Annotated in this window: 22 protein-coding genes, 1 tRNA gene and 1 riboswitch; of the genes, 13 read left to right on the forward strand and 10 right to left on the reverse strand. The window is 65.4% G+C overall.

The window, feature by feature from the left end; all coding sequences use genetic code 11:
* Nucleotides 1-17 precede the first annotated feature (17 nt).
* Nucleotides 18-332, forward strand: coding sequence for an Rdx family protein (locus tag BoBH3_RS20660; protein WP_262332746.1), 315 nt, complete (start codon nucleotides 18-20; stop codon nucleotides 330-332).
* A 97-nt stretch (nucleotides 333-429) separates the two neighbouring features.
* Here the strand turns inward: BoBH3_RS20660 and BoBH3_RS20665 are convergent, their stop codons facing one another.
* The 4 genes from BoBH3_RS20665 to thiO are packed head-to-tail and all read right to left on the reverse strand — an operon-like array spanning nucleotide 430 to nucleotide 3,034.
* The gene (locus BoBH3_RS20665) at nucleotides 430-1,038 is read right to left on the reverse strand and encodes a thiamine phosphate synthase (RefSeq protein WP_262333063.1); all 609 of its coding nucleotides are present in this window, start codon (nucleotides 1,036-1,038) and stop codon (nucleotides 430-432) included.
* Between the two features lie 14 nt (nucleotides 1,039-1,052).
* Entirely contained in the window at nucleotides 1,053-1,826 is a 774-nt protein-coding gene (locus BoBH3_RS20670) for a thiazole synthase (RefSeq protein ID WP_262332747.1), read from the reverse strand.
* Nucleotide 1,827: 1 nt separating this feature from the next.
* Nucleotides 1,828-2,025 (reverse strand): sulfur carrier protein ThiS, encoded by a 198-nt coding sequence (thiS, locus tag BoBH3_RS20675; protein WP_262332748.1) that lies wholly within the window; start codon nucleotides 2,023-2,025, stop codon nucleotides 1,828-1,830.
* Nucleotides 2,009-3,034: a glycine oxidase ThiO gene (gene thiO / locus BoBH3_RS20680; protein WP_262332749.1), complete on the reverse strand. Its 1,026-nt coding sequence runs from the start codon at nucleotides 3,032-3,034 to the stop codon at nucleotides 2,009-2,011. The genes thiS and thiO overlap by 17 nt, the downstream gene beginning before the upstream one ends.
* Before the next feature lie 53 nt (nucleotides 3,035-3,087).
* Nucleotides 3,088-3,189: riboswitch (TPP riboswitch) on the reverse strand.
* A gap of 216 nt (nucleotides 3,190-3,405) precedes the next feature.
* On the opposite strand from thiO, the gene BoBH3_RS20685 reads away from it, so the two are divergent.
* Nucleotides 3,406-3,496 (forward strand) — tRNA-Ser (locus BoBH3_RS20685).
* Nucleotides 3,497-3,897: 401 nt separating this feature from the next.
* Complete coding sequence (locus BoBH3_RS20690) at nucleotides 3,898-4,146, forward strand: hypothetical protein (protein ID WP_262332750.1); 249 nt, start codon at nucleotides 3,898-3,900, stop codon at nucleotides 4,144-4,146.
* Nucleotides 4,147-4,297: 151 nt separating this feature from the next.
* On the opposite strand, the gene BoBH3_RS20695 is transcribed toward BoBH3_RS20690, so the two are convergent.
* The 3 genes from BoBH3_RS20695 to BoBH3_RS20705 all read right to left on the reverse strand — a co-directional run bounded on the left by BoBH3_RS20695 (nucleotide 4,298) and on the right by BoBH3_RS20705 (nucleotide 6,541).
* A complete protein-coding gene (locus tag BoBH3_RS20695; protein WP_262332751.1) occupies nucleotides 4,298-5,302 on the reverse strand; it encodes an aldo/keto reductase in 1,005 nt (334 codons plus the stop codon).
* 70 nt (nucleotides 5,303-5,372) lie between these two features.
* Nucleotides 5,373-5,669 carry a putative quinol monooxygenase gene (locus BoBH3_RS20700; protein ID WP_262332752.1) on the reverse strand — a complete coding sequence of 99 codons (297 nt, stop codon included), beginning with the start codon at nucleotides 5,667-5,669 and terminating at the stop codon, nucleotides 5,373-5,375.
* 74 nt (nucleotides 5,670-5,743) lie between these two features.
* Nucleotides 5,744-6,541, reverse strand: coding sequence for a type 1 glutamine amidotransferase domain-containing protein (locus BoBH3_RS20705; protein WP_262332753.1), 798 nt, complete (start codon nucleotides 6,539-6,541; stop codon nucleotides 5,744-5,746).
* A 113-nt stretch (nucleotides 6,542-6,654) separates the two neighbouring features.
* Here BoBH3_RS20705 and BoBH3_RS20710 point away from each other — a divergent pair, with 113 nt between their 5' ends.
* Nucleotides 6,655-7,560: a LysR family transcriptional regulator gene (locus BoBH3_RS20710; RefSeq protein ID WP_262332754.1), complete on the forward strand. Its 906-nt coding sequence runs from the start codon at nucleotides 6,655-6,657 to the stop codon at nucleotides 7,558-7,560.
* Between the two features lie 220 nt (nucleotides 7,561-7,780).
* Here the strand turns inward: BoBH3_RS20710 and BoBH3_RS20715 are convergent, their stop codons facing one another.
* Together BoBH3_RS20715 and BoBH3_RS20720 are read right to left on the reverse strand one after the other, a co-directional pair.
* A complete protein-coding gene (locus BoBH3_RS20715; protein WP_262332755.1) occupies nucleotides 7,781-8,002 on the reverse strand; it encodes a hypothetical protein in 222 nt (73 codons plus the stop codon).
* Nucleotides 8,003-8,099: 97 nt separating this feature from the next.
* Nucleotides 8,100-9,707 (reverse strand): arylsulfatase, encoded by a 1,608-nt coding sequence (locus BoBH3_RS20720; protein WP_262333064.1) that lies wholly within the window; start codon nucleotides 9,705-9,707, stop codon nucleotides 8,100-8,102.
* A gap of 722 nt (nucleotides 9,708-10,429) precedes the next feature.
* Here BoBH3_RS20720 and BoBH3_RS20725 point away from each other — a divergent pair.
* The 6 genes from BoBH3_RS20725 (at nucleotide 10,430) to BoBH3_RS20750 (ending at nucleotide 19,054) form a co-directional block, all read left to right on the forward strand.
* Nucleotides 10,430-11,296 carry a MurR/RpiR family transcriptional regulator gene (locus BoBH3_RS20725; RefSeq protein ID WP_262332756.1) on the forward strand — a complete coding sequence of 289 codons (867 nt, stop codon included), beginning with the start codon at nucleotides 10,430-10,432 and terminating at the stop codon, nucleotides 11,294-11,296.
* Nucleotides 11,293-12,618 carry an aspartate aminotransferase family protein gene (locus BoBH3_RS20730; protein ID WP_262332757.1) on the forward strand — a complete coding sequence of 442 codons (1,326 nt, stop codon included), beginning with the start codon at nucleotides 11,293-11,295 and terminating at the stop codon, nucleotides 12,616-12,618. Before BoBH3_RS20725 ends, BoBH3_RS20730 begins: the two co-directional genes overlap by 4 nt.
* Before the next feature lie 12 nt (nucleotides 12,619-12,630).
* Nucleotides 12,631-14,115, forward strand: coding sequence for a M81 family metallopeptidase (locus tag BoBH3_RS20735; RefSeq protein ID WP_262332758.1), 1,485 nt, complete (start codon nucleotides 12,631-12,633; stop codon nucleotides 14,113-14,115).
* Nucleotides 14,115-15,677: an ABC transporter substrate-binding protein gene (locus tag BoBH3_RS20740; protein ID WP_262332759.1), complete on the forward strand. Its 1,563-nt coding sequence runs from the start codon at nucleotides 14,115-14,117 to the stop codon at nucleotides 15,675-15,677. The genes BoBH3_RS20735 and BoBH3_RS20740 overlap by 1 nt, the downstream gene beginning before the upstream one ends.
* 291 nt (nucleotides 15,678-15,968) lie before the next feature.
* A complete protein-coding gene (locus BoBH3_RS20745; protein WP_262332760.1) occupies nucleotides 15,969-17,549 on the forward strand; it encodes an ABC transporter substrate-binding protein in 1,581 nt (526 codons plus the stop codon).
* Nucleotides 17,546-19,054, forward strand: coding sequence for a M81 family metallopeptidase (locus tag BoBH3_RS20750; protein WP_262332761.1), 1,509 nt, complete (start codon nucleotides 17,546-17,548; stop codon nucleotides 19,052-19,054). The genes BoBH3_RS20745 and BoBH3_RS20750 overlap by 4 nt, the downstream gene beginning before the upstream one ends.
* 143 nt (nucleotides 19,055-19,197) lie before the next feature.
* Here the strand turns inward: BoBH3_RS20750 and BoBH3_RS20755 are convergent, their stop codons facing one another.
* The gene (locus tag BoBH3_RS20755; RefSeq protein ID WP_262332762.1) at nucleotides 19,198-19,311 is read right to left on the reverse strand and encodes a DUF4394 domain-containing protein; all 114 of its coding nucleotides are present in this window, start codon (nucleotides 19,309-19,311) and stop codon (nucleotides 19,198-19,200) included.
* A 115-nt stretch (nucleotides 19,312-19,426) separates the two neighbouring features.
* Here BoBH3_RS20755 and BoBH3_RS20760 point away from each other — a divergent pair, with 115 nt between their 5' ends.
* From BoBH3_RS20760 to BoBH3_RS20770, 3 genes are all read left to right on the forward strand, one after another.
* Complete coding sequence (locus BoBH3_RS20760; RefSeq protein WP_262332763.1) at nucleotides 19,427-21,508, forward strand: hydantoinase/oxoprolinase family protein; 2,082 nt, start codon at nucleotides 19,427-19,429, stop codon at nucleotides 21,506-21,508.
* Between the two features lie 11 nt (nucleotides 21,509-21,519).
* The gene (locus tag BoBH3_RS20765; protein ID WP_262332764.1) at nucleotides 21,520-23,142 is read left to right on the forward strand and encodes a hydantoinase B/oxoprolinase family protein; all 1,623 of its coding nucleotides are present in this window, start codon (nucleotides 21,520-21,522) and stop codon (nucleotides 23,140-23,142) included.
* Nucleotides 23,143-23,369: 227 nt separating this feature from the next.
* Nucleotides 23,370-24,368 carry a TRAP transporter substrate-binding protein gene (locus tag BoBH3_RS20770; protein ID WP_262332765.1) on the forward strand — a complete coding sequence of 333 codons (999 nt, stop codon included), beginning with the start codon at nucleotides 23,370-23,372 and terminating at the stop codon, nucleotides 24,366-24,368.
* The last annotated feature ends 2 nt before the right edge of the window (nucleotides 24,369-24,370 follow it).

Genomic DNA, 24,370 nt, shown 5'->3' on the forward strand with positions numbered 1-24,370 from the left:
TTTCGACGATGGCCCTTATGACGACAACCAAGCCCGCCCCGCGCATCGCCATCACCTATTGCTCGATGTGCAACTGGATGCTTCGCTCGGCCTGGCTCGGGCAGGAGTTGCTCTCGACCTTCGGGCAGGATCTTGGCGAAGTCGCGCTAATCCCGCGCACCGGCGGCATCTTCCAGATCACCTATGACGGCGAGCTGATCTGGGACCGCAAGACCGATGGCGGCTTCCCGGATTCCAAGGTGCTGAAGCAGCGCGTGCGAGACCGGCTCGACCCCGAGCGCAGCCTCGGCCATGTCGACGGCCACGCGATGTCGGCGGAGGCGGAGAGCTGATCGATCCTGCCGTCATGGTCGGGCTTGACCCGACCATCTCGGAAACCAGCGACTTCTGGTCATGAGATTCTCGGGTCAAGCCCGAGAATGACGCATGTCAGGCCGCGTGTTTCCGCGTCGCTGCGACCCACGCCTTCAACCGCCCCTCGGGATCGGTATTCAGCGTGATGTCCGTCACCGCCGCGACGATGTCGGCTCCGGCCTCGAAGACGCCCGGCGCCCGCTCCAGCGAGATGCCGCCGATGCCCACCAGTGGCAGATCACCGATGCGGCGCTTCCATTCGCCGACGCGCTCCAGCCCCTGCGGCCCGAAGCGCATCTGCTTCAGGATGGTCGGATAGACCGGTCCGAGCGCGACATAGTCCGGCTCAATCGCCAGCACGCGCTCCAGTTCCGCCTCGTCATGGCTGCTGACGCCCAGCTTCAAGCCCGCCTTGCGGATTGCTGCGAGATCGGCGGTGTCGAGATCCTCCTGGCCGAGATGCAGCCATTCGCAGCCCTCCTCGATCGCGAGCTTCCAGTAGTCGTTGACGACGAGCACGCAGCCGCCCTCGGCGCAGAGTTTCTTCGCCGTCGCGATCTCGCGGGCGACTTCGGTTTCGAGCCTGTCTTTCACGCGCAACTGCACCAGCTTCATGCCGAGCGGAAGCATGCGCGCGATCCAGTCGGCGCTGTCGAAGATCGGGTAGAACGGATCGAGCTTCATGCCGGAAACTTCACTCATGCCAGGAAAGCCTTGCCCATGACGGGGGTGGAGGGAGCCGCCATGTCGCGCGCCTCGATCGGCTGTGCCTCGAGGGCTAGCCGGCCGGCGCGGATGGCGAGCGCGAAGGCTTCCGCCATCGCAGCCGGATCGCCGGCCTTGGCGACGGCGGTGTTGAGCAGGATGCCGTCATACCCCAGTTCCATCGCCTGGGCGGCGTGGGAGGGCAGGCCGATGCCGGCATCGACGACGAGCGGAATGTCGGGGAAATGCCGGCGCAGCGTGCGCAGCCCGTAGGGGTTGTTGAGCCCCCTGCCCGACCCGATCGGCGCGCCCCAGGGCATCAGTACCTCGCAGCCCGCATCGACGAGCCGGCCGGCGACGACGATATCCTCAGTCGTATAGGGAAAGACCTGGAAGCCATCGTCGGACAGGATGCGGGCCGCCTCGATCAACCCGACGACATCCGGCTGGAGAGTGTCGTCCTCGCCGATGACCTCGAGCTTGATCCAATCCGTGCCGAAAACCTCCCGCGCCATTTGAGCGGTGGTCACGGCCTCCTTCACCGTGTGGCAGCCCGCCGTGTTGGGCAGCACCCGGACACCGAGCTCGCGGATCAGCCCCCAGAAAGCCTGCCCCGCCCCCTCCCCGGCCGATTCTCGGCGCAGCGAGACGGTGACGACCTCGGCGCCGGAGCGCTTCACCGCATCGGTCAGGATCGCCGGCGACGGGTATTGCGCCGTGCCGAGGAAAAGCGGATTGCCCGGCTCGAAGCCGTAGAAGGACGCCATCTCAGCCTCCCTGCATCGGCGAGACGACCTCGATGCGGTCGCCATCGTTCAGGGGCGTCTCGGCGCGCTTACGGGCCGGGACGAAATCGCCGTTGAGCGCGGTCGCGACGATGCGGCCGCTAAAACCCAACTCGGCCAGCGCCTCGGCCAGCGTCCTGCCCGCGATCTCCTGCGGCGCGCCGTTAAGCAGCAAGGTCATGCAACATCTCCGAACGGGATTGCGGGTTCAACGCGGCATCGGCCGCCATCCGCGCCATGGCGGGGCTGAGCAGGAAGCCGTGGCGGTAGAGCCCGTTGACATGGAGCACCCGGCCGCGACGGACGAGGCGCGGCAGGTTGTCGGGAAAGGCCGGGCGGGCATCGGTGCCGATCTCGACGATCTCCGCCTCGCCGAAGGCGGGATGCAGCGCATAGGCCGCTCCGAGCAGTTCCAGCATCGAGCGCGCCGAGATGCGGCGGCGGTCGCCGCTCTCGATCATGGTGGCGCCGACCATGAAGAGCCCATCCGCCCGCGGCACGATATAGAGCGGAATGCGCGGATGCAGCAGCCTGACAGGACGCGACAGGCTGATCTCATCGCTCTTCAGCAACAGCATCTCACCCTTGACGCCGCGTAGATCCGGCAGGAGATCGCGCGCGGCTAGCCCCCGGCAATCGAGCACGATGTCGGCCTTGAGATCGGCGGGCTCGGCGGCACTGCCGAAATGGATGGCCGCACCGTCGGAGACGAGCCGCTCTGCCAGCGCAGCAATCGCCTCGCGCGGATCGAGATGCGCCTCACCGGCAAAGAACAGCCCGCGCGAGAAGCGATCCGCCAGATCGGGCTCCAGCGCGGCGATGGCCTGCCCGTCGATCTCCTCGAAATGGCTCGTGCGGCGGCCGAAGCGAGTCAGTTCCGAACGATCGCGGCTCGGCGCAACCACGAGCGTCCCCTGCCGCAGGACGCAGCCGGCGTGGCGCTCCCACCAGCCCGCCGCCTCCTGCCCCAGCCGGATCACCGGCTCCTCGGCGCTCTCGCCCTCGCACCAGGGCGCGAGCATGCCGCCGGCGTACCAGGAGCAGGCCTCGGCGCCGATTCGCGGGCCGCGCTCATGGACGACGACCCGGGCTCCGCGCGCCATGAGTTCCGTGGCGCAGGCGAGCCCGACCACGCCGGCGCCGATCACCGCGACGTCGAGATTTTGGTAGAGGCTGGCTTGTGTCGCCATGCCGTTCCCTCGCTGGCCGGGAAGGCGACGGCCAACGGCACGAGCAGCAAATCTGCGAGCCAAGGACCGTTCCCTTCGCCGGCATGACCCGGATCAGGTTCGATGGGTTGGCGCGAAACGCACCTCTCAGCCCTCAGGCACCCCAACGGACAGGCTCAATTTAGTGGTTGGGGCAAAGCGAGGCAAGGCAAGCCGGCGCAGGACGCCGTTGCGATGCGTGAGGCTCTCCACCTCTTCTTCACACTCTCGCCCCCTGCCTTACCACGGGAGCGCTCTACCCGATGTGTCACGGACATGCACAGGCGTTCGAGAAGGAAGTTGCCGGTGAGGCTTGTCAAAGGGCGCAGCAATCGGGCATAGAGCCTCTCGCCGGAGACGTGGCCGAGAGGCTGAAGGCACTCGTTTGCTAAATGAGCATACCCCACAAGGGTATCGAGGGTTCGAATCCCTCCGTCTCCGCCACTTTACCTCCTATAAGCGTTTGATTTTGTTGAAAAATCAGACGTTGCGGGCGTTCGAAGCCCCAACAATCACCCCAACATCCCTTCCCGCTCGCAAATCCCTTTGCTGACGCGAGGTTCCCATCGTTCATGGAGCAACGCGTTTCCGATTCGCGCCATTTGCAGAAGTTGGCGTCTTGCCCAGAAGCGGACTTTCCACATCGGCTAAAGGAGCCGTTCCCGCCCGTTAGCGGAACGGCGGGAGCGCTGCATCACCTTCCGGTCGCCGCTCACGGTAGGCAGACAACTGGGAATGCCGCGGACACTTGAGGAAATCAGAAAGTTTCCCGCCGTCTGAAAGCTCTCCATGGAACCGGTGCAAGGAATGACGGTTGTGAGCGTTGTCTGCTTGGAGGGACCGCCATGATTAAGCCTCTCATTCTTGCCCCGCTCGCGCTTCTGGTTCTGCCTTCTCTCGGCGCCCCAGCCCTGGCAGAGACAGGCGTTATCAAGGAGGTGGCGGGGTTGGAACTGGGCGAGCGGCTCAGCAAGGCGAGTGGGCCGGCGGCCCTATCGGCAGCTCCGCAGGTCACGCCCGTGGCGGTCGACGATGGCGCCGCGCCCACTCGCGCCGAGCGTAAGGTCCGGGTCGTCTATCCGCTTCCTCGCTGAGAAGGCCCCAAGCCGGGCCGTTGAAGCGCTGACGGTTCTCCGTCAGCCCGGGGCCAGGAGCGGACATTGCACGATTGCCGCACGGCAGACATCCGAGCTCGGCGGGGACCAACGTCGAAGACGCCGGTCTTCCCGCCTTGTCTGATCGAACTCAGGGCAATGGCGCTATTGGGTCGATGAGATCAGCCGCGCGCAGCTCCCGCCAGAAATCCCCTGGAATGACTTCTTCGAGCGCGGCCCGGTCTTCCGCGATGCGGCTGGGCTGGCTGGCGCCCGGGATCACGGCTGCGACAGCCGGATTGGCGAGCGAGAACTGGAGGCCGGCGGCCTTCATGCTGATGCCGTGGCGGTCGGCGAGCGCCTTGATCCGCGCGACCTTGTCGCGGATTGCAGGTGTCATCGGCGCGTACTCGAAATTCGGCCCGCCGACCAGCGCACCAGAGCTGTAGGGGCCGCCGACGACGATGCCGAGGCCACGCTCCGCGACCATTGGCATCACGCGCTGCAATGCGCGGCTGTGGTCGAGCAGCGTGTAGCGGCCGGCGAGCAGGAAGCCATCGGGGCGTGGCTCGTCGAGCGCGAGCAGGAGTTCGATCGGTTCGACGCGGTTGACCCCGAGGCCCCAGGCCTTGATCACCCCCTCGTCGCGCAGCCGGTCGAGCGCCTTGAAAGCTCCCTTGCGGGCGGTCTCGAACACCGAGAGCCATTCGTCGCCATAGAAGTCCTGCGCGACGTCGTGCACCCAGGCGATCTCGACGCGATCGGTCTTCAGGCGCTTCAGGCTGTCCTCGATCGAACGCAGGGTCGCATCGGCCGAGTAGTCGTTCACGATCTTATTCGGGCGACCGTGTTTGAAGACGTCGCCCTTTTCGCCAAGGTCTCGGGCGCTGACATCCTCGACCTCGTCGAGAATGACCCGGCCAACCTTGGTCGAGATGACGTATTGGTCACGCGGCCTGGCCGAGAGCGCCTCGCCCATGCGGATCTCGGCGAGCCCGGCTCCGTAAAAGGGGGCGTTGTCGAAATAGCGGATGCCATCATTCCAGGCGGCATCGACCGTCGCGCGCGCCTCCTGTTCCGGAATGTCGCGGAACATGTTGCCGAGTGGCGCGGCACCAAAGCCGAGCTTGCTCGGCAGGATATCCTTGAGTGCCATGGTTCTGATCCTTGTGGATTTTGCGATGCGGGTGGCGCCTCAGCGAGGCTCAATCTTTCGTTTGCTGTCCTCAGGCGACGCGGACGGCGTCGAGGACAAGCGCATTGCGGTCGGCGAGATCGCCGATGCGCGCGAGATAGGCCTTGAAATGGGCCGTGGCTCGGTGCGCGGCGACGGCATCATTGTCCCTGTAGAGCTCGTCGAGGACGAAGCGCGCCGGCTCAGCCTGGTCGCGCCAGGTGTCCCAGCGCAGATTTCCGGGCTCCTTGCGGCTGCTTAAGGCGAGTTCGAAGAGGAGTTCTTTCAACTCCTCGGCCTTGTCCGCGTGCGCCGTTAGCGTCGCCATGATCTTCACCGCAGTGGTCATCGATATCTCCCGTCCCGAGGTGCGAACCGCCGGCCGGTGTCTCGCCACCAGCAGTCCGCCCGTCTTTCTCAGGCTCATGCGGCCGCCGCGCGGTCGAGCGCCGCGACGAAGCGTGCGGCGAGCGGATGGTCCGAACGCGGGTTCTGGCCGGTGATGAGCTCGCGATCCTCGATCACATTCGGCTCGAAATCAGCGCTGGTCGTGGTCACGTCGCCGCCGGCAGAAAGCAGCGCATCCGGCATGTTGAAATACATCTTGGCATGCAGGATGTGGTCCTCGACAACCTTTTCCTCGGTGGCCGAGAACACAGTCATGCGATAGCCGGCGTACTGCCAGCCCTTTGCCCATTCGGCCGCCTTCTCCGGCGCGCCGGCGATCAGCGCGGCGCGGAATTCACGGGCATGCGGCATCGCCGAGACCACCGCGATCGGTCCGTGGCAGAGTAGCGCGGTCGGCTTGGCGCGTTCGTGGAAGTGGCGCAGGATTTCGCCCAGCTCCTGGTCCTGCATCAGATCCACGACCGGGGCCTGTCCGCCGGGCACGAATACGCCGGCATAATTGTCGAGCCCCTCCTCGATCACCGAGCGCAGCGTGCGCACCTGGTTCATCGAGGGATCGTTCGCATAGAACGCCTGGGCGCGGCGCCAGGCGGCTTCGTCACCCTCGAAATGCTGGGCGGCATCCGAAACCTCGTCGATATGCGGCTTTGTCCCGTTCGGCGTGGCGAGCACGACCTCGTAGCCGGCGGCGATCACCGCCATCGCGGGGACCACCGTTTCGTTCAGATACTGGCCGGTAGCACCGGTGCTGCCACCCTGAATTTCGATCCGCGTGGCGTTCGACCCGACGACTAGAACCTTGCCCTTGCTCATGACGATCTCCTGAATTGGTTGGCGTCCTCTTGGACGCCCCCAACATGAGCTCCCGGAACATATTCCAGAAGTTTATTTCTATTATTTTAGATATTCATATGAGATTATAACTCATGCGCTATGATCTGAACCTGCTGCCGGTCTTCGTCGTCCTAATGGAGGAGCGCAGCGTCACCCGTGCCGCGCAGCGGCTCGGCATCACCCAGCCAGCCCTGTCCAACGCACTCACCCGGCTGCGCGCGGTGATGCGTGATCCGCTCTTCATCCGCGAGCGCTACGGCATACAGCCGACGGCGCTGGCGCTGGAACTCGCGCCGACCATCGCCGCGGCGCTGGCAACCGTCGACGACATCGTGGTCGGGCAACAGGAGTTCGATCCGGCCCAGGCCGAGCGGCTGATCACGATCGCGCCCAACAGCTATGTCGAGTTCGTGCTGGTGCCGGCGATAGTGGCGCGGCTGCGCTCAGTCGCCCCAGGCATCCGGTTGCGCCTGACACCCTATGGCAGCGATGTCGTCGAAACCGGGGTGGTCTCGGGCGACACGGCCATGGTGCTCGGCCGCATCGTGGATCCCCCGGACAGCCTGGTCGTGCAGCATCTGATGGATGATGGTCTTGCCTGCATCGTGAGAGCCGACCATCCCGAGGTGGCCTCGACGATGTCGCGTGAGCAATACGAGAGGTTGCGACACGTCAACATGCAGCCGCCCGGACGCTTGCGCGCCGGGCTGTTCCAGGCTCTCGAACGGCAGGGCTTGAAACGCGAGGTCGCAGTCTCGGTCACGCATTTCCTCGCGATACCTGAGCTCATTGCGGTCACCGATTATTGCAGCACGCTGCCGAAGCAAATCTGCCGGCATCTTGCGGGCGACAAGCGCCTCAAGATCGTGCCCTCTCCGGTCGATCTCGGCACCTTCCCGGTCGAAATGGCCTGGCATGTTCGCTACCGCAACGACCCCGCCCATCGCTGGCTGCGATCGCTGATCGCGGAGGTCGCGAGCGAACTCGCGCTCGCTTAGCCGTCAGTGCGTTGCGTGAGGTGTTTCCAATGGTTGCATTGAGAAAGCCGGTTGGGCCGGCGCCAAGGAAGAGGGTTGGTCTGCCGTCGCGCATCTCGAACCTTGTCTTGATCGAGGAGCCCAGGACCTGTTCTGGCGGTATCCCATAGATGCGCTCGGTCCAGGACGAGATATGCCCATCGTGGATGGCATGCTCTCTCCAGACGTTTCCGCGGGACTCTCAATCTGCCATGGGAGACCCGGTGAAATAGTCTTGCTGGCGTTGCTTGTTGGTCAGCGGATAAAGCGATTGGCATTCGCCATAGGAAAAGCTGCCGACTTGCCGATTGGAAGGATCGGCGCAGATCCGGGCGAGCTCTGCCTGCCTTGATTGCGGCGTCTGACAGGCCGACAGAGCCAGCCCGGCCGCAAGCACGTAGCCTATGATGACGGAACTCTTCATGTCGGCCTCCGCCGATGTTGAGCATGACAGGTTTGCAGCTACGGCTATCCTGCGCGGCGGCGAGCAAACCAGCCGCCGCGCCATGTCGAAGGCGAGTTTATTTGGCCATCGCCCTTGCAGCCTCGATCTGGGCCTTGACGGCATCGAGGTTGAAGCTCGCGCCGCGCTGCATCGGCGGGAACTCGATCGCGGTCATGGCAAGCTTCTCGACCTGCTGCTGGACGAACACGAAGCGCCAGAACTCATATTGGAACCAGCTGAAGTAATTCTGCGAGCCGGTCTTTGTCCCGTTTTCGGGCCAGCCTGTGCGTTCGAACGGGTCGAGCCGAAGATTGGTCAGATAGGGTACGTCCGCCTTGGTCTTGTCGCCAAGCCAGCCGCCAGGCTGGTCGAGAAAGCGATATTTGTAGTCGCCGATACGAACCGCGCCCAGCGAGCTCTCGCCGAAATACCAGATCTCGTTCCGGCTCGACGGGCCCTTGCCGGTGATCAGGTCCATCTGGTTGTAGCCGTCGAGATAGACCTTGTAGGTGCGGTCGCCGATCTGCTTACCCTTCTTCAGCTCTTCGGCAATGTTGGGATTGCCGGCGGCGGCCAGGAACGTCGGGAACCAGTCGAGGCCGGAGATCAGGCCGTTCTCGACCTTGCCCGCCGGCACCCTGCCGGGCCAGCGGATCATAGCCGGCGCGCGGAAACCGCCTTCCATGACCGTGCCCTTGCTCTGCGCGAACGGCGTCTGCCCGCCGTCGGGCCAGGTGAAGACCTCGGTGCCGTTGTCGGTGGTGAACACGACGATGGTGTTGTCGTCGACGCCCATATCCTTGAGCTTCTGCATCACCAGGCCGATATCATCGTCAAGCTGCGCCATCCCCGCCTCATGGATGGACCAGCCATTCTTCGAATTGCGCATCGCCTGATACTTCGGCGAGAGATGCGTGACGATGTGCATGCGGGTCGGATTGAGCCAAAGAAAGAACGGCTTGTTGTCCGCCTTGGCCTTGTCCAGGAACTTGAAGGATAGGTCGCGGATCTCGTCGTCCACCGTCTGCATGCGCTGCGGGCAGAGCTCTCCGGCGTCACGGATCGTCTGCTTGCCGACCTTGCCCCAGCGCGGATCCACCGTAGTGTCCTCGACGTTGGCCGCCAGCGAATGGACCATGTTGCGCGGGCCGACCTGTGACCTGAGATCCTGCGGATAGTTGGGATGGCAGGGGTCTTCCATCGCATCGAGATGGTAGAGATAGCCGAAGAACTCGTCGAACCCGTGCACCGTCGGCAGGAACTCGTTCTTGTCGCCGAGATGGTTCTTGCCGAACTGACCGGTGGCGTAGCCCATGTTCTTGAGCGCCGTGGCGATCGTCACCGCCTGCGCCGGCAGGCCAGTGGGGGCGCCCGCTTGGCCAACCGTCGTCATTCCGGTGCGGATCGGCAGCTCGCCGGTGATGAAGTTGGCGCGGCCTGCCGTGCAGCTGGCCTCGGCATAGTAATCGGTGAAGAGCATGCCTTCGGCGGCCAATTTGTCGAGATTCGGCGTGCGGCCCGCCATCATGCCGCGGTGATAGGCGCCGATGTTCCAGATGCCGATGTCGTCGCCCATTATGACGACGATGTTGGGTCGTTGCTGAGCGGGCTGTGGCGTCGGGGTTTGCGCCGACAGATTGTCAGATGCAGCGAACGATATCAGCGCAGCCGATCCGAATAACATCGCGCGTGTTCGCCCGCGCCAGCCGCAAATTGTCCGCCATAGGGAGTTTTGAATTGACGAAAATTCACCTATCTCGTTTCCAGGCGACATGTTTCCCTCCAACATTTTGTTGAATTTAATTATTTCGTAGGGGAAATCTTGGTAGTCGCAGTTACCAGGGCCAATCCGAGCCAAATTTATCGAATTTGTCTCGCCTGCCGATCCATTCAAATGGAGTTTTTTCTCAGCAATACTTGACGCTTGACCTAGCAAACGCCGGCATGCAGGCGTTTCGATCCGGAACAGGCAATAGCGAGAAGCTGCCCAAGGGTATAGGCCATGCGAGCCTTGATTGGAAACGAAATCGAATCTGAGAACATTCGATGCCAGCTTCCAGGCAAGCGTCGCCTCCGGGCCAGCGACTGATCCGTCGTGCTTCGGCGCCTAAGGCGCTATCTAGCCGATCGAGGAGGGGCCGGCGAACGCCCGCTTCCCACCCGGCTCGGACGGAAGCCGATGCTGAAACCTCGAGGCAGTGCTGCGCCATTAGCGGACATTGAGCCACCTGCGGAAGCCGACGCTTGTCGTGTCCGTCTCCATAGGTCGGCAGCTTAACTCTCAGCGCCTCAAACAGCAGGCCAGTGGTCGGGTTCGGCGTACCTCGTTCGCGGCCGACGGCAGCCCATTGACTTGTGGCGCTTCGCTGTGAAACATTCGTTTCGTTAATTCTCGCACGAGAAGTCATGCGTTCCAGGACTCAAGACACCGTTGCCCTTCTCACCGCCGCGCTGCGCCGCCTGCCGCCGCAGCAGGCCGATGCGGCGCGCTTCGTGATCGGGCGCAGCTTCGAGGCGGCGACGATGCCGATGCGCGGGCTGGCGCGGGCCGCGGGCCTTCCACCTGCAACGTTTACCCGGCTGGCCCAGTCTCTGGGCCTTCCTGGCTGGGAGGAATTGCGTGCCGGTCTGATCGCCGATGCTCGCGACGACCTCGGCGCGCGGCGGCCCTTCTCCGTCCGGCCTTTGCCGGAAGGGGGCACGGAGCCGCTCGCGAGCGCTATGATCGCGGCGGATCGGGCTATCCTCGACAATCTCGACACCGCCCGGATCGAGCAGGCCGCAAGCGTGCTGGAGGCGGCGCCGCGCGTTCTCGTCGCCGGCTTCCGCAGCTGCCACGCCCCGGCGCTGCTGTTTCACTACCAGTATCGGCTGTTCCGCCCGGACATCGCGCTGATGGGCGGCGTAGGCGGCGTGCTCGATGTCGAGCTCGGCGGGCTCAAGGCCGGCGATGCGCTGGTGCTCTTCGGTTTCGATCCCTATTCGCGCGACGGCCTGCTCTGCGCGGAGGCTGCGGCCGATGCCGGCGCGAAGGTCGTCGCCATCGTCGATCGCCCCGATGCGCCAGTCGCCGAGGGCGCCGCGGTGGTGCTCACCTTCGGTACGGATTCGAGCGGCTTCTTCCCTTCGCTCACGGGCTGCGTTTCGCTGGTGCAGGCGCTCGCCGCGACGCTCTATTCCCGCGCTGGCGACGCCGGGCGCGAGCAGTTGCGCCGCACCGAGGCGCGCATCGCGGCGCATACGCCCTATCTCGAAACCGGGCCACGGCGATGACACGACTGCTCCACCGTTCGCCGGCCTCGCCGCCGCCCGTCGCTGCCGAGAGCAGCGGCATCCTCATTCGCACCGCCGACGGACGCGCGATCATCGACGCCGCCGGCGGCGCAGCCGTCTCCTGCCTCGGTCATGGCCATCCTGCGGTCGTCGCGGCGATCCGCGAGCAGGTCGGCAAGCTCGCCTATGCTCATAGCGGCGCCTTCAGTAGCGCGCCGGCGGAAGAGCTGGCTGATTGTCTCGTCGGCCACGAGCCGGGCGGGCTAAGCCATGCCTATTTCGTCTCTTCGGGTTCGGAGGCTTGCGAGGGCGCTTTCAAGCTGGCGCGCCAGTATTTCCTGGAGACCGGGCAGCCCGGCCGGACGCACTTCATCGCGCGGCGCCAGAGCTATCACGGCAATACGTTGGGCGCCTTGGCGGCGGGCGGCAATGCGGGCCGCCGCGCCCCCTATGCGCCGCTGCTGCCCGAAAGCTTCAGCCATGTCTCCGCGCCGAACGCCTATCGCCGCCCTGCCGGAACCAGCGAGGCCGATTTCGTCGATAGCCTCGAAGCCGAGTTAGAGGCCGAGTTCCAGCGCCTCGGCCCTGCCAATGTCGCCGGTTTCGTCGCCGAGACGGTGATCGGCGCGACCGCGGGCGCCATGCCGGCGCCTCCCGGCTATCTCGCCATGGTCCGTCGCCTCTGCGACCGGCATGGCGCGCTGCTCATCCTCGACGAGGTGATGTGCGGCATGGGCCGGACCGGGACGATACACGCCTGGGAGCAGGACGGTGCGAGCCCGGATCTCCAGACCGTCGCCAAAGGGCTGGGCGGCGGCTACCAGCCGATTGCCGCTGTGCTGATGCGCGAACCGATCATGGCAGCGATCCGCGCCGGCAGCGGCCGGCTCTGGCATGGTCACACCTATATGAACCACCCGGTCGCCTGCGCAGCAGCGCTCGCCGTGCAGCGGACTATCGCGGCGGAAGGCCTGCTGGACCGGGTCCAGGCGATGGGCGAGCGGCTCTCGCAGCGGCTCAATGCCCGCTTCGGCAACCACCCCCATGTCGGGGACATCCGCGGCCGCGGCCTGATCCAGGCGATCGAGCTCGTCTCGGACCGCTCGGCCAAGGAGCCCTTCGACCCGGCGCTCAAGCTCAACGAACGGGTCAAGCAGGTCGCCTTCGATCTCGGCCTCGCCTGCTACCCCTCCGGCGGCACGGTCGACGGAGTCCGCGGCGACCATGTTCTGCTCGCCCCGCCCTACATCGTCACGGCCGAAGAGATCGACCGGATCGTCGAGATTCTCGGCGAAGCGGTCGATCTGGCTCTCGCTTCCTGAAGGTTATCGCTGATGCCTCGCCTCGCCGTTGCCCGGTTCTCGCATGAAGGCAATTCCTTCTCGCCGGTGACGACCGGGCTCTCGGAGTTCCGGCGAGAATGGTATCAGGGCCAGGAGGCCGAGGCCGTCTACCGCGGCACCACGACAGAGGGCGGCGGCGCGGTCGCGTTCCTCGACGCGCATCCAGAGTGGCGCGGCACCTTCCTGCGCATGACCGGCGCGACGCCTGCCGGCCCTGTCACCCGCGAGGCCTACGACACGATCCTCGACGAGATCTTAGCCGACCTGACCCAGGGCGAATGGGATGCGGTCTTCCTCTCGCTGCACGGGGCGATGGTGGTCGAGGGCATGGACCTCGCCGATTACGAGGTCGTCCGCCGCGTGCGCGAGGCGATCGGGCCGGACATGCCCTTCGGCGTCAGCTTCGACCTGCACGCCAATCTCGACCCGCGCATTGCCGATCTCGTCACCTTCGCCGCCGGGTTCAAGGAGCACCCGCATATCGACATGAAGGAGACCGCCGAGCGCGTGCTCGACGTGCTCGACCGCACGGTGAAGGGCGAGGTCCGCCCCGTCGGCTACATCGCCAAGCTCGACGCGATCCTGCCCAGCATCAACATGCGCACGGCGGAGGGGCCGATGGCGGAGCTCGAAGCCTTCGCGCGCGGCCTCGAATTCGATCCGCGCATCCTCGACGCCTCGCCCTTCGGCGGCTTCTCCTATGGCGACACGGTCGTCGCGGGTGCCGGCGCGCTGGTCTATGCCGATGGCGACCGGGAGCTGGCGAAGCGCGCCGCCGAACGCATCGTCGAAGAGACCCGCAGGCGGCTCGACCGCTTTTATATCGCGCTGCCCGATGCGGCGGCCGGTATCGCCCAGGCACTCAGGCTCGGGCCGGAATCGCAGCCCGTCGCAGTGATCGATTCCGGCGACAACCCGCTTTCCGGCGGCATCGGCGATACGCCGGAGATGCTGCGCGCCCTGCTGGAAGTAGCCCCACAGGTGCCGACCGTCTTCGCATTCTTCGCCGATCCGGCACTGGTCGAGCGCTGCATCGCGACAGGCGAGAGCGCTGCGATCAGCGGCACGCTCGGCGGCCGGATCAGCACCGATTTCGGCCCGCCGGTGCCCTTCTCGGGGACGGTGCTCAAGCTCACGGATGGCCACTACGTCAACAGCGGCCCAATGATGCGCGGCCTGCCGATGTCGCTCGGCCCGACGGCCGTGATCGGCATCGGGCAGGTCAGCGTCATCGTCACCACCGCCTGCGGCTCGGCGCATGACCCGGCCTTCTATGCGCTCCACGGCGTCGACTTCGCGCAGGTCGCATTGCTCTGCGCCAAGGCCAAGAACCATTTCCGCGCCGCCTTCACCTCGATCTGTCCGACCATGATCGACATCGATGCGCCCGGTCCCGCGGCGCTCGAGATCAACCGCTTTCCGTTCCGCCTCGCCCCACCCACCCTTTATCCGCTCCGTATCAGGGAGGCTTCGTGATGAGACGCCGTGATTTCCTCGCCGCCGCTGCCGCGACCGCCATCGCCCGCCCGGCGCTTTCGCAGAGCCGCCAGCGCGTCCTGAAGTTCATCCCCCAGGCCGATCTCGCCAATCCGGATCCGATCTGGACCACGACGACCGTCGCCTACAACCACGGCTTCATGGTCTGGGATACGCCTTATGCGCTCGATGCCAACTACCTGCCGAGGCCGCAGATGGTGGCGGGCCACGAGCTCTCCGACGACAAGCTGACCTGGCGCTTCACCCTGCGCGACGGGCTCGTCTTCCATGACGGCGAGCCGGTGCGCTCGATCGACCTCGTCACCTCGATCCAGCGCTGGGCGAAGCGCCGGCCGCTCGGCCAGCTCATGATGAGCTTCGGCGCGGAACTCACCACCGAGGGCGACAAGGTCTTCACGGTCAGGCTGAAGAGGCCCTTCGGACTGATGCTGAACGCGCTCGCCGATTACTGCTTCATCATGCCGGAGCGCATCGCGAAGACGGACCCGTTCAAGCAGATCTCCGAATATGTCGGCTCCGGCCCCTACCGCTTCCTGCGCGACGAATGGAAGCCCGGCGCCGGCGCGGCCTATGTCCGGCACGAGCGCTATGTGCCGCGCCAGGACGAGACGAGCCTGCTGGCCGGCGCGCGCATTGCACATTTCGACCGGGTCGAATGGATCGTCATGCCCGATCCCGCCTCGGCCGCCGCGGCGCTGCAGACGGGCGAGGCCGACTGGCTGGAGAGCCCGCTGCCGGATCTGCTGCCGATCCTGCGCGGCAACCCGGCGACCCGGGTGCTGCGTAACGACCGCATCGGCGCCATCGGCATGGCGGCGATCAACCACCTGCATCCGCCCTTCAATAACCGCAAGCTGTTGCAGGCAGTGCTGACCGCGGTCGACCAGAAGGAGTTCATGCAGGCCGCCTTCAACAACGAGCCCGATCTCTTCGCCTCCGGCGTCGGCGTCTTCACCAAGGGCCTGCCCATGGACAATGACGAGGGCATCGGCCTCTTCAAGGCGGATATCGCTCTGGCGAAGAAGATGGTGGCCGAGAGCGGCTACAAGGGCGAGCGTGCGGTGCTGATGGCGCCGGGCGACCAAGCGGTGCTCGGCGCCTTCGCGCCAGTGATGGCGGCGACGCTTGAGCGCATCGGCATCAATGTCGACCATGTCACAACCGATTGGGGCACGCTGGTGCAGCGCCGCTCCAGCCAGGAGCCCGTCGAAAAAGGCGGCTGGTCGATGTTCTGCACCTCCTATACGGGGCTTTCCGTGATGGACCCGGCCGTGCACTTGCCGCTGCGCGGCACCGGCAAGGCCGGCTGGTTCGGCTGGCCGACCGACCCGGACATGGAGAAGCTGCGCGACGCCTGGATCGATGCGCCGGACCTTGCCGCCCAGAAGCAGATCGCCCGCAGGATGCAGGCCCTCGCCTTTGAGAACGTGCCGTTTATTCCGCTGGGCCAGTACTATTTCGCGACGGCGGCGCGTGCCGACCTTACGGGCTTCGTTCCGTGGCCCACGCCGATCTTCTGGAACGTCCGCCGCAGCGGCTGAGCGCGGGCATTCCAATGCAGTGCCGCGCCGCAAAGCTCTAGGTTGTCCGTAGCGTTGAGGCGCCACTTCCAGACATTGGGCCGCCGCCGTGAAGCAGACGCTCAGTTCGGCCGTGTCAGACATCGGCTTCCGGCGCGAGTCGCTTCGCGTCCGTGAAGGGTCGCTATTGCGCCCGATGTGGTGCCGGTCCGCTTGCATCGGCCGTTTGCGACATCCTAGGATCGCGGCATTGGAATTGCAGTGACGCTGCCCCGAGCAGCTTTTCCATCTCCTCAGCAGAGGGTTCAGGGCATGAAGCGTCGGACGTTTCTGGGTGTCGCTGCGGGTGCCGCGGTTTCTGCAATGGCCAAACCGGCCGTCGCGCAACGGGCCAAATTGCTGAAGTTCATTCCTGAATCGGACGTCGCGATCGTCGACCCGGTCTGGACCACGGCGACGGTGACGCGCAACCATGGCTACCTCGTCTTCGACACACTCTACGGCCAGAACGCCGCCTACGGGTTCGAACCCCAGATGGTCGCCGGCCATACGATCGAGGACGACGGCAAGCTCTGGCGGCTGACGCTGCGCGAAGGTCTGCGCTTCCATGACGGCGAGCCGGTGCGGGCGCAGGACGTAGTGCCGAGCATTCGTCGCTTCGCCGCTCGCGATGCCTTCGGCCGCGCCTTGATGGATGCAACGGACGAGCTCTCGGTCGAATCCGACCGCGTCGTGAAGTTCCGGCTGAAGCGCCCCTTCCCACTGCTGCCGGCGGCGCTCGGCAAGACCGGCACCTCGATGCCCTGCATCATGCCGGAGCGCTTCGCGGTCACCGACCCGAACAAGCAGGTCACCGAGATGATCGGCAGCGGGCCGTTCCGATTCAGGGTCGACGAACGCGTGCCGGGCGCGCTGACCGTCTATGAGCGCTTTGCCGACTATGTTCCGCGCGCGGATGGCTCCGCGACCTTCACCGCAGGCCCGAAGCAGGTTCATTTCGACCGCATCGAATGGCGCATCATTCCCGATCCGCAGACGGCAGCCAATGCGCTCGCCAATGGTGAGGTCGACTGGTGGCAGAACCCGACGCCCGACCTGCAAGGCACCCTCAAGGGCCGATCAGGCCTCAAGCTGGAGGGGCTCGACCCGGCTGGCGGCATCGGCTGCCTGCGCTTCAACGCGCTGCACCCACCCTTCGACAATCCGGCGATCCGACGGGCGCTGCTCGGCGCCATCGACCAGAGCGAGTGCATGACGGCGGTCGCCGGCGACGAGCGTTCGCTCTGGAAGGACCATGTCGGTGTCTTCAGCCCGGACACACCGATGGCAACGACGGCCGGGACTGAGGTGCTGGTCGGCAAGCGCGATTTCGCTGCCGTCAAGCGCGCCCTGGAAGCGGCGGGCTACAAGGGCGAGCGCGTCGTGCTGCTCGACCCGACCGATTATCCCTCGACCCATGCGCTCGCCGCGGTGGCGGCCGACGCTCTCCAGAAATCGGGCGTGAATGTCGAGTTGGTCTCGACCGACTGGGGCACGGTCGTCCAGCGCCGCGCCAGCCGCCAGCCGGTCGACAAGGGCGGCTGGAGCATCTTCTTTACCTACCTGAATGGCACCAATAATTTCGATCCTGCGAGCCAGCTCGGCATTCGCGGTAATGGCGACCAGGCCTGGTTCGGCTGGCCGAAATCCCCGCGCCTCGAGGAGCTCAGGCTCGACTGGTTCGCCGCCAAGGATCTCGTGGCCCAGAAAGCCATCTGCGCCGAGATCCAGAAGCAGTTTTTCATCGACGTGCCCTATATCCCGCTCGGCGCCTACTATGAAAAGACAGCCTATCGCGGGATCAGCGGCATGCGGACCGGTTTCGCTCAATTCTACGACGTCAGGCCGCTGTGACGCAGTCCAAGCTTCGGATCGCCGTTCTCCAGTTCGCGCATGAGACGGTGACATTCCTCCCCAACGACACGACGCGGGAGGACTTCATCTATCCGGGCTCCCCGGCCTCCGGCGAGGACCTGCTCGCCACCGACCCGAAGGGCTATATGGGCGGCTTCGTGCAGGTCGCCCGCGAATTCACGGACGTCGAGCTCATCGGCATTACTTCCCCGCTCTGGCCACGCACCGGAACGGGCTCGGGCTGGGTAACCGAAGACGCCTACGAGCATTTCATGGGCATCATGATCGCGGAGCTGAAGGCACAGTCGCAATTCGACGGCGTCTATCTCGCGCTCCACGGTGCGCTCGCCGTGCGCGGCGTGCCTCGACCGGAGGCCGATATCGCCAGGCGCGTCCGAGAGGTGGTCGGCGACAAGGCCTTCATCACCGCGACCTTCGACCCGCATGGCAACGAGGACGAAGCCTTCCTCGAACAGGCCGACATGGCGTTCTGCGTGAAGTATTTCCCGCACTACGACATGCATCTGCAAGGCGAGCGCGCGGCGCGCATGCTGGTCCGCGCCATTCGCGGCAGCTTCAAGCCGGTGCACCGCACCCTGCGCATCCCGATCATCGCGCCGACAGTGGTGATGTGGACCGGCGCCTCGCCCTGGTCCGATCTGATCCAGCGCGCGCTGATCTGGGAGGCGCGAGAGCCCGATGTCTTCGTCAACGTCTTCTTCGGCTTTCCCTGGTCCGACGTGCCCGATGCCGGCATGTCGCTGCAGGTGCTGACCAATGACGACCCCGATCTCGCCGAGCGTGTCATCCGCGACATGGCGGAATGGACGTGGCGTCGGCGCGAGGCTTTGCTGGACTCGGTCAAAATCCACAAGGCCAAGGAGGCGGTCGCGCTGGCCCGCGAAGCCGTTGCCGAGGGCAAAGGGCCGGTCCTGCTTGCCGACTACAGCGACCGCTCGGGCTACGCGACCTGGCTGCTTCGGGAGATCGTCGCGCAGAAGCTCGAACGCACGCTGATCGCGACGGTCGCCTCGCCCGAGGCGATCCGTGCCGTGACCGAAGCCGGCGCGAAGCCGGGGGACCCGTTCGATGCGGAGATCGGTGGCCTTTTCGATGAATCGGCGGGAGCGCCGATCCGCATTTCCGGCACGCTGCGCTCCGTCGGGCCGGCGACGACCGCGCGCGGCCAAGGCACGGACTGGATCTGCGTCGAGTTCAGCAAGGGCAACCTGCTGGTGCTCAGCGCCTATCTCGTCCAAATCATCGAGCCATCGGAGCTCTGGCAGCTCGGTCTCGCGCCGGATGATTTCGATGTGATCGCGATCAAGTCGCGCGTGCATTTCCGCCGCGGCTTCGACGATAACGGCTTCACGCCGACCATCATCCTCGCCGAACCGCCCGAGCCCTTCATGGGCACCGTTCATCTCGATGCGCTGCCCTACGAGAACCTCTCGGTGAAGGACTATTACCCCTATGGCAGCCCTAGCTTCTCACCGGAAGGCTGAAGAGTAAGGTGATCGAGACGCGCCAGTTGCGGACCTTGGGATGCTGCCTGAGAGCGGACGCTCGTTCGCATGCCGCCAAAGCGCATTGAGATCGTTTCGTGGCGAGCGTCTAACTCGAGCGCGGGTTTGTTTGCCGATAATACCTACAACCCGTCATTCGGCAGCGCGTGCTTGATCAAGCCGCCGATCTTGACGTCGATGTTGTAGACGATCGTTTCCTTCGCCCCCTTGCCCGAGTTGGCATAGGCGCTGGTCATGCCCAGAACCGTAGCTCGGCGAGCTTCGATTGCATGACGGAATGAGGTCGTTCTTGCATGGGGGCAGGGATCGAAGCGGGCGCAAGGTCGCCACGGCCTGGGAGTAGTGTGAACGATGGTGCAGAAGCATGTCAGGCTGGCGGTCGATATCGGCGGCACCTTCACCGATGTGGTCCTCGAGACTGGCGGCCGGCGGATCACTCGCAAGGTCCTGACCACGCCTTCGCGGCCAGAGGAAGGTGTGCTCGGCGGCGTCAGGCTGATCCTTGCCGACACGAAGCTGCACATGTCGGATATTGACGTCTTCGTGCACGGAACGACGCTCGCGACCAACGCCATCATCGAGCGCCGCGGCGCCAGGACAGCTCTCGTGGCGACGGACGGCTTCCGCGATGTCGTCGAGATCGGCACCGAAAGCCGCTACGATCAATACGATCTGTCCATCGAGAAGCCGAGGCCGCTGGTCGGCCGCGCGTTGCGTTTCACCGTACCCGAACGTGTCGACGTCCATGGCGCGGTCCGTCTGCCTCTCGACGAGGCGGCTGTCGCTGCGCTGGTGCCGAAGTTGCGGGCAGCCGGCGTTGAGAGCGTGGCGATCGCGTTCCTGCATTCCTATGCCAATCCTGCCCATGAGCGGCGAACGGCGGAGTTGCTGAAAGCGGCAATGCCGGAGGTGAGCGTTACGCTGTCGAGCGAGGTCTGCCCCGAAGTCCGCGAATACGAGCGGACCTCGACAGCCATCGCCAACGCCTATGTGCAGCCGCTCATGGCAGGCTATCTCGCGCGGATGGCGGAGCGCCTGCAGTCGGAGCAGTTCCGTGGCGTGATCTACCTCGTCACCTCCGGCGGCGGGCTGACCTCGATCGAGACGGCGCAGCGCTTCCCGGTCCGCCTCGTCGAGTCCGGCCCGGCTGGTGGAGCCATCTTCGCGGCGCTCACCGCGGCGCAACTCGGCGAAAGCAAGGTGCTCTCCTTCGATATGGGGGGGACGACGGCAAAGGTCTGTCTGATCGAGAAGTTCGAGCCACATTCCTCCCGCATTTTCGAGGTCGACCGGGCCGCACGTTTCCTCAAGGGCTCCGGCTTGCCGGTCCGCATTCCGGTCATCGAGATGGTCGAGATCGGCGCGGGTGGCGGCTCGATCGCCAGGGTAGACGCCTTGAAGCGCGTCACGGTCGGCCCAGAAAGCGCAGCATCCGAGCCAGGGCCGGCCTGCTACGGTCGCGGGGGCACGCATCCAGCCGTCACCGACGCCGATGTGGTGCTCGGGATGATCGATCCCGATGCCTTCGCGGGGGGAACCATCGGCTTGAAGCCCGAGCTGTCGCGCGAAGCGTTGAGGGCGGATATCGGCGAGCCGCTGGGGCTCGACGCGGAGACTGCAGCTTACGCAGTGCATGAAATGGTCTGCGAGAACATGGCGAGTGCCGCCCGCGTTCACGCCGTGGAACGTGGTGCCGTGGTCGCGGAACATACGCTGATCGCTTTCGGGGGGGCCGCCCCGCTCCATGCCGCGCGCGTCGCCGAGAAGATCGGCGTCAGCCGCGTTATCGTACCGCCCAATGCGGGTGTCGGCTCGGCTGTCGGCTTCCTGGCGGCACCGGTGTCCTACGAGCTCGTACGCAGCCGACATGCCCGTCTCGATGCCTTCGACAGTGCCGCGGTCACCGCGTTGCTCGCCGAGATGGAGGCAGAGGCCCGCATGCTGGTCGAGCCCGGCGCCCGGGGAGAGCCGGTCTTCGCCCGCCGCATCGCCTTCATGCGCTATGTCGGGCAAGGCCACGAGATCAGCGTCACCCTGCCCGAGGGCGCGCTCGGTGAAGCCGATGTGCCGGCTCTACGCGCCGCCTTCGAGGCCGACTACGCTGCCCTGTTCTCCCGGCCGATCCCCGGCGCGGCGATCGAGGTGCTGAGTTGGTCCGTGCTCGCGACGACGCAGCCCGCTCGGCCCGAGCCGGTTGCTCCAGCGGCCGCTGCGCCGGCTCCGGAGGCAACGGGCAGCCGCGCTTGTTTCGACGGCAAGGCCGGCGTGAGCATCGCCGTTCCGCTCTACCGGCGCGAAGCGATGGCGCCTGGAGCCAGGATCGCCGGCCCGGCGATCATAGCCGAGGACGAGACCTCGACCTTCGTCTCCAACAGCTTCGACGCGCATATCGACGCCGTCGGCTGCATCGTCATGGATCGCAAGGCAGCGTGAGGGGAATGGCCATGAGCAGCACCAAAAGCAGCCTGATCGACCTCCAGATCATGTGGAACCGCCTGATCGCGGTGGTCGAGGAGCAGGGCCAGATCCTGATGCGCACGGCGTTCTCGCCGATCGTGCGCGAATGCGGCGACATCTCCGCCGGCGTCTTCGACCTCTCGGGGCGGATGCTGGCGCAGGGCGTCACCGGCACGCCGGGCCACGTCAACTCGATGGCGGAATCGGTGAAGCACTTCCTGCGGCACTTCCCGGTCGAGACGATGAAGGAGGGCGACGCTTACATCACCAACGACCCCTGGATGGGCACCGGCCACCTCAACGACTTCGTCGTGACCACGCCTGCCTTCAAGGACGGCAAACCCGTCGCGCTGTTCTCCTGCACCAGCCACCTGATGGATATCGGCGGCATCGGCTTCGGGCCGGACGCGACCGACGTGTTCATGGAAGGCCTCTACCTGCCGATGCTGAAGCTGATCGATGCAGGCCAGGTGAATGAGAGCGTGATGGCGATCATCCGTGCCAACACCCGCCAGCCGGTCGATACGGAAGGCGACACCTATTCGCTCGCCGCTTGCAACGACATGGGCGCCAAACGGCTGGTCGAGATGATGGAGGAATTCGGCATCGAAACGCTCGACGAGCTCGCAGATCATATCTGCGAGCGCTCGCGCGAAGCGGTTCTGGCCGAAATCGCCAAGCTACCCAAGGGCACCTGGAAGAACGAGATGGTGGTCGACGGCTACGAGGCGCCGGTGACGCTATCCGCGACTCTGACCATTTCCGCGGACGGCATCCACGTCGACTACACCGGGACGTCGCCTCAGGCCGCGCGCGGCATCAACGTGCCGCACTCCTACACCACCGCCTATACGGTCTTTGGGCTCGGATGCGTGGTGGCCGCACAGATTCCAAACAATGCAGGCTCGCTGGCGCCGTTGACTGTCTCGGCACCGCCAGGCTCGATCCTGAATGCGCCGAAGCCGGCCGCTGTCTCATCCCGCCATATCATCGGCCAGATGCTGCCTGACGTCGTGTTCGGCTGCCTGAGGCAGATCATTCCGGAGCGGGTGCCGGCGGAAGGCACTTCCTGTCTGTGGAACCTCAATGTCCGTGGGCGCACACATGCCGGCGCACAGGGCAATTACGGTTTCGCCATGGCTGTCACCAGCAATGGCGGGACCGGCGCGCGCTTCGACAAGGACGGGCTCTCGGCGACCGCCTATCCTAGCGGCGTCAAGGGCACGCCCGTCGAGATCGCCGAGACGCAGACGCCTCTGATCTTCTGGAAGAAAGAGCTGCGCCCAGGCAGCGGCGGCGAGGGGCGCACGCGCGGCGGCCATGGCCAGATCATCGAGATCGAGAGCGGTGTCGCTGCCCCCTTCGAGATTCTCGCAGCCTTCGACCGTATCGACCACCCTCCCCGCGGCCGCGACGGTGGCAAGGATGGCGCAGCCGGTTATGTCGGATTGAAATCCGGCAGGAAGCTCAAAGGCAAAGGCTTCCAGGAGATTCCTCCAGGCGATCGCCTCGTCGTGTTGACACCAGGCGGGGCCGGCATCGGCGACCCGGCGGAACGAGACACGACGCTGATCGCGCGCGATGTCGAGGACGAACTAGTCGTAGGCTGAAGGCGGCTGCTGTAGCTGGCCCGTCGGGGCCGGCTTTCGGCCCCGGCGATCCGCGTCTCCGTCTCCCTTCCGGCGGCACGACGCCCGAGACGCGGATGCTCGCCATGCGGACGGGCATGACGCGCACGCAGATCGGCGGTCCAATTCGAACCCGGTCCAGGCTCAGCTTGGCCGCACTCTTGCATCGTCCCGGGAGGAACCAACGGGATACCGCAGAGGCTTTCGACATGGCTGACCATCGCATCGCGCGGCGCGCGTTCCTCCTTGCCTTCGGCGCACTCGGGCTTCTCGCCCAGCCCGCCGCCGCGCAGACCAAGCTTGATCTCTCGACCGTCTGGCCGGAGGCCAATTTCCACACGCAGAACGCGATGCGCTATGCCGCCGAGGTCAAGAAGGCCACCAATGGCAGCGTCGACATCATCGTAAAGGCTGGCGGCCAGCTCGGTTTCAAGGGGCCGGAGCATTTGAGGGCGGTGCGCGACGGCATCGTGCCTATGGCCGATGTGCTGAACATCCAGCAGGTCGGCGACGAGCCCCTGCTCGGTATCGAAAGCGTGCCCTTCCTCGTCGGATCGCCTGAGGAACTCAAGGTCCTGCACAAGCATGTGCGGCCCGAATACGACAAGATCGCCGCGCGCAACAACCAGAAGATCCTCTTCGTCGTGCCCTGGCCGACGCAGTATCTCCAGCTCAAGACCAAGGTCACCTCGGTCGACGGCCTCAAGAACATCAAGATCCGCGTGCCGGACAAGAACGCTGCCGACATGCTCAACGCCGTCGGCATGTCGGCCGTGCTGATCCCCTGGGGCGAGACGATTCCGGCATTGGCTTCCGGCGTGGTCTCCGGTGTCTCGACCTCGTCGGTCTCGGGCGTCGACGGCAAGTTCTGGGAGTTCCTCAAGACCCTGCTACCGACCAACCACGTCTGGTCGTCGCAGATCGTGACGATCAACCTCGATAGCTGGAACAAGCTCAAGCCCGAAGAGCGCAAGGCGATGGAAGAGCTCGCCGCCAAGCTCGAACCGGAGTTCTGGGCCGCTTCGCTCAAGGCAGACACCGATAGCCTGAACCGCCTCAAGGAGGGCGGCATGGAGGTCGTGCCCGTTCCAGACGCCATGATGACCGAGCTGCGTGCCAAGACTGCCCCGATGCTGGAAGCCTTCCTCAAGCGCGTTCCGGCGGCGGAAAAGCCTGTGCGGGCCTATCTCGCAGAGATGAAGCGCTGAAG

The organism is Allobosea sp. BH3, assembly GCF_025499465.1.
Lineage (GTDB): Bacteria > Pseudomonadota > Alphaproteobacteria > Rhizobiales > Beijerinckiaceae > Allobosea.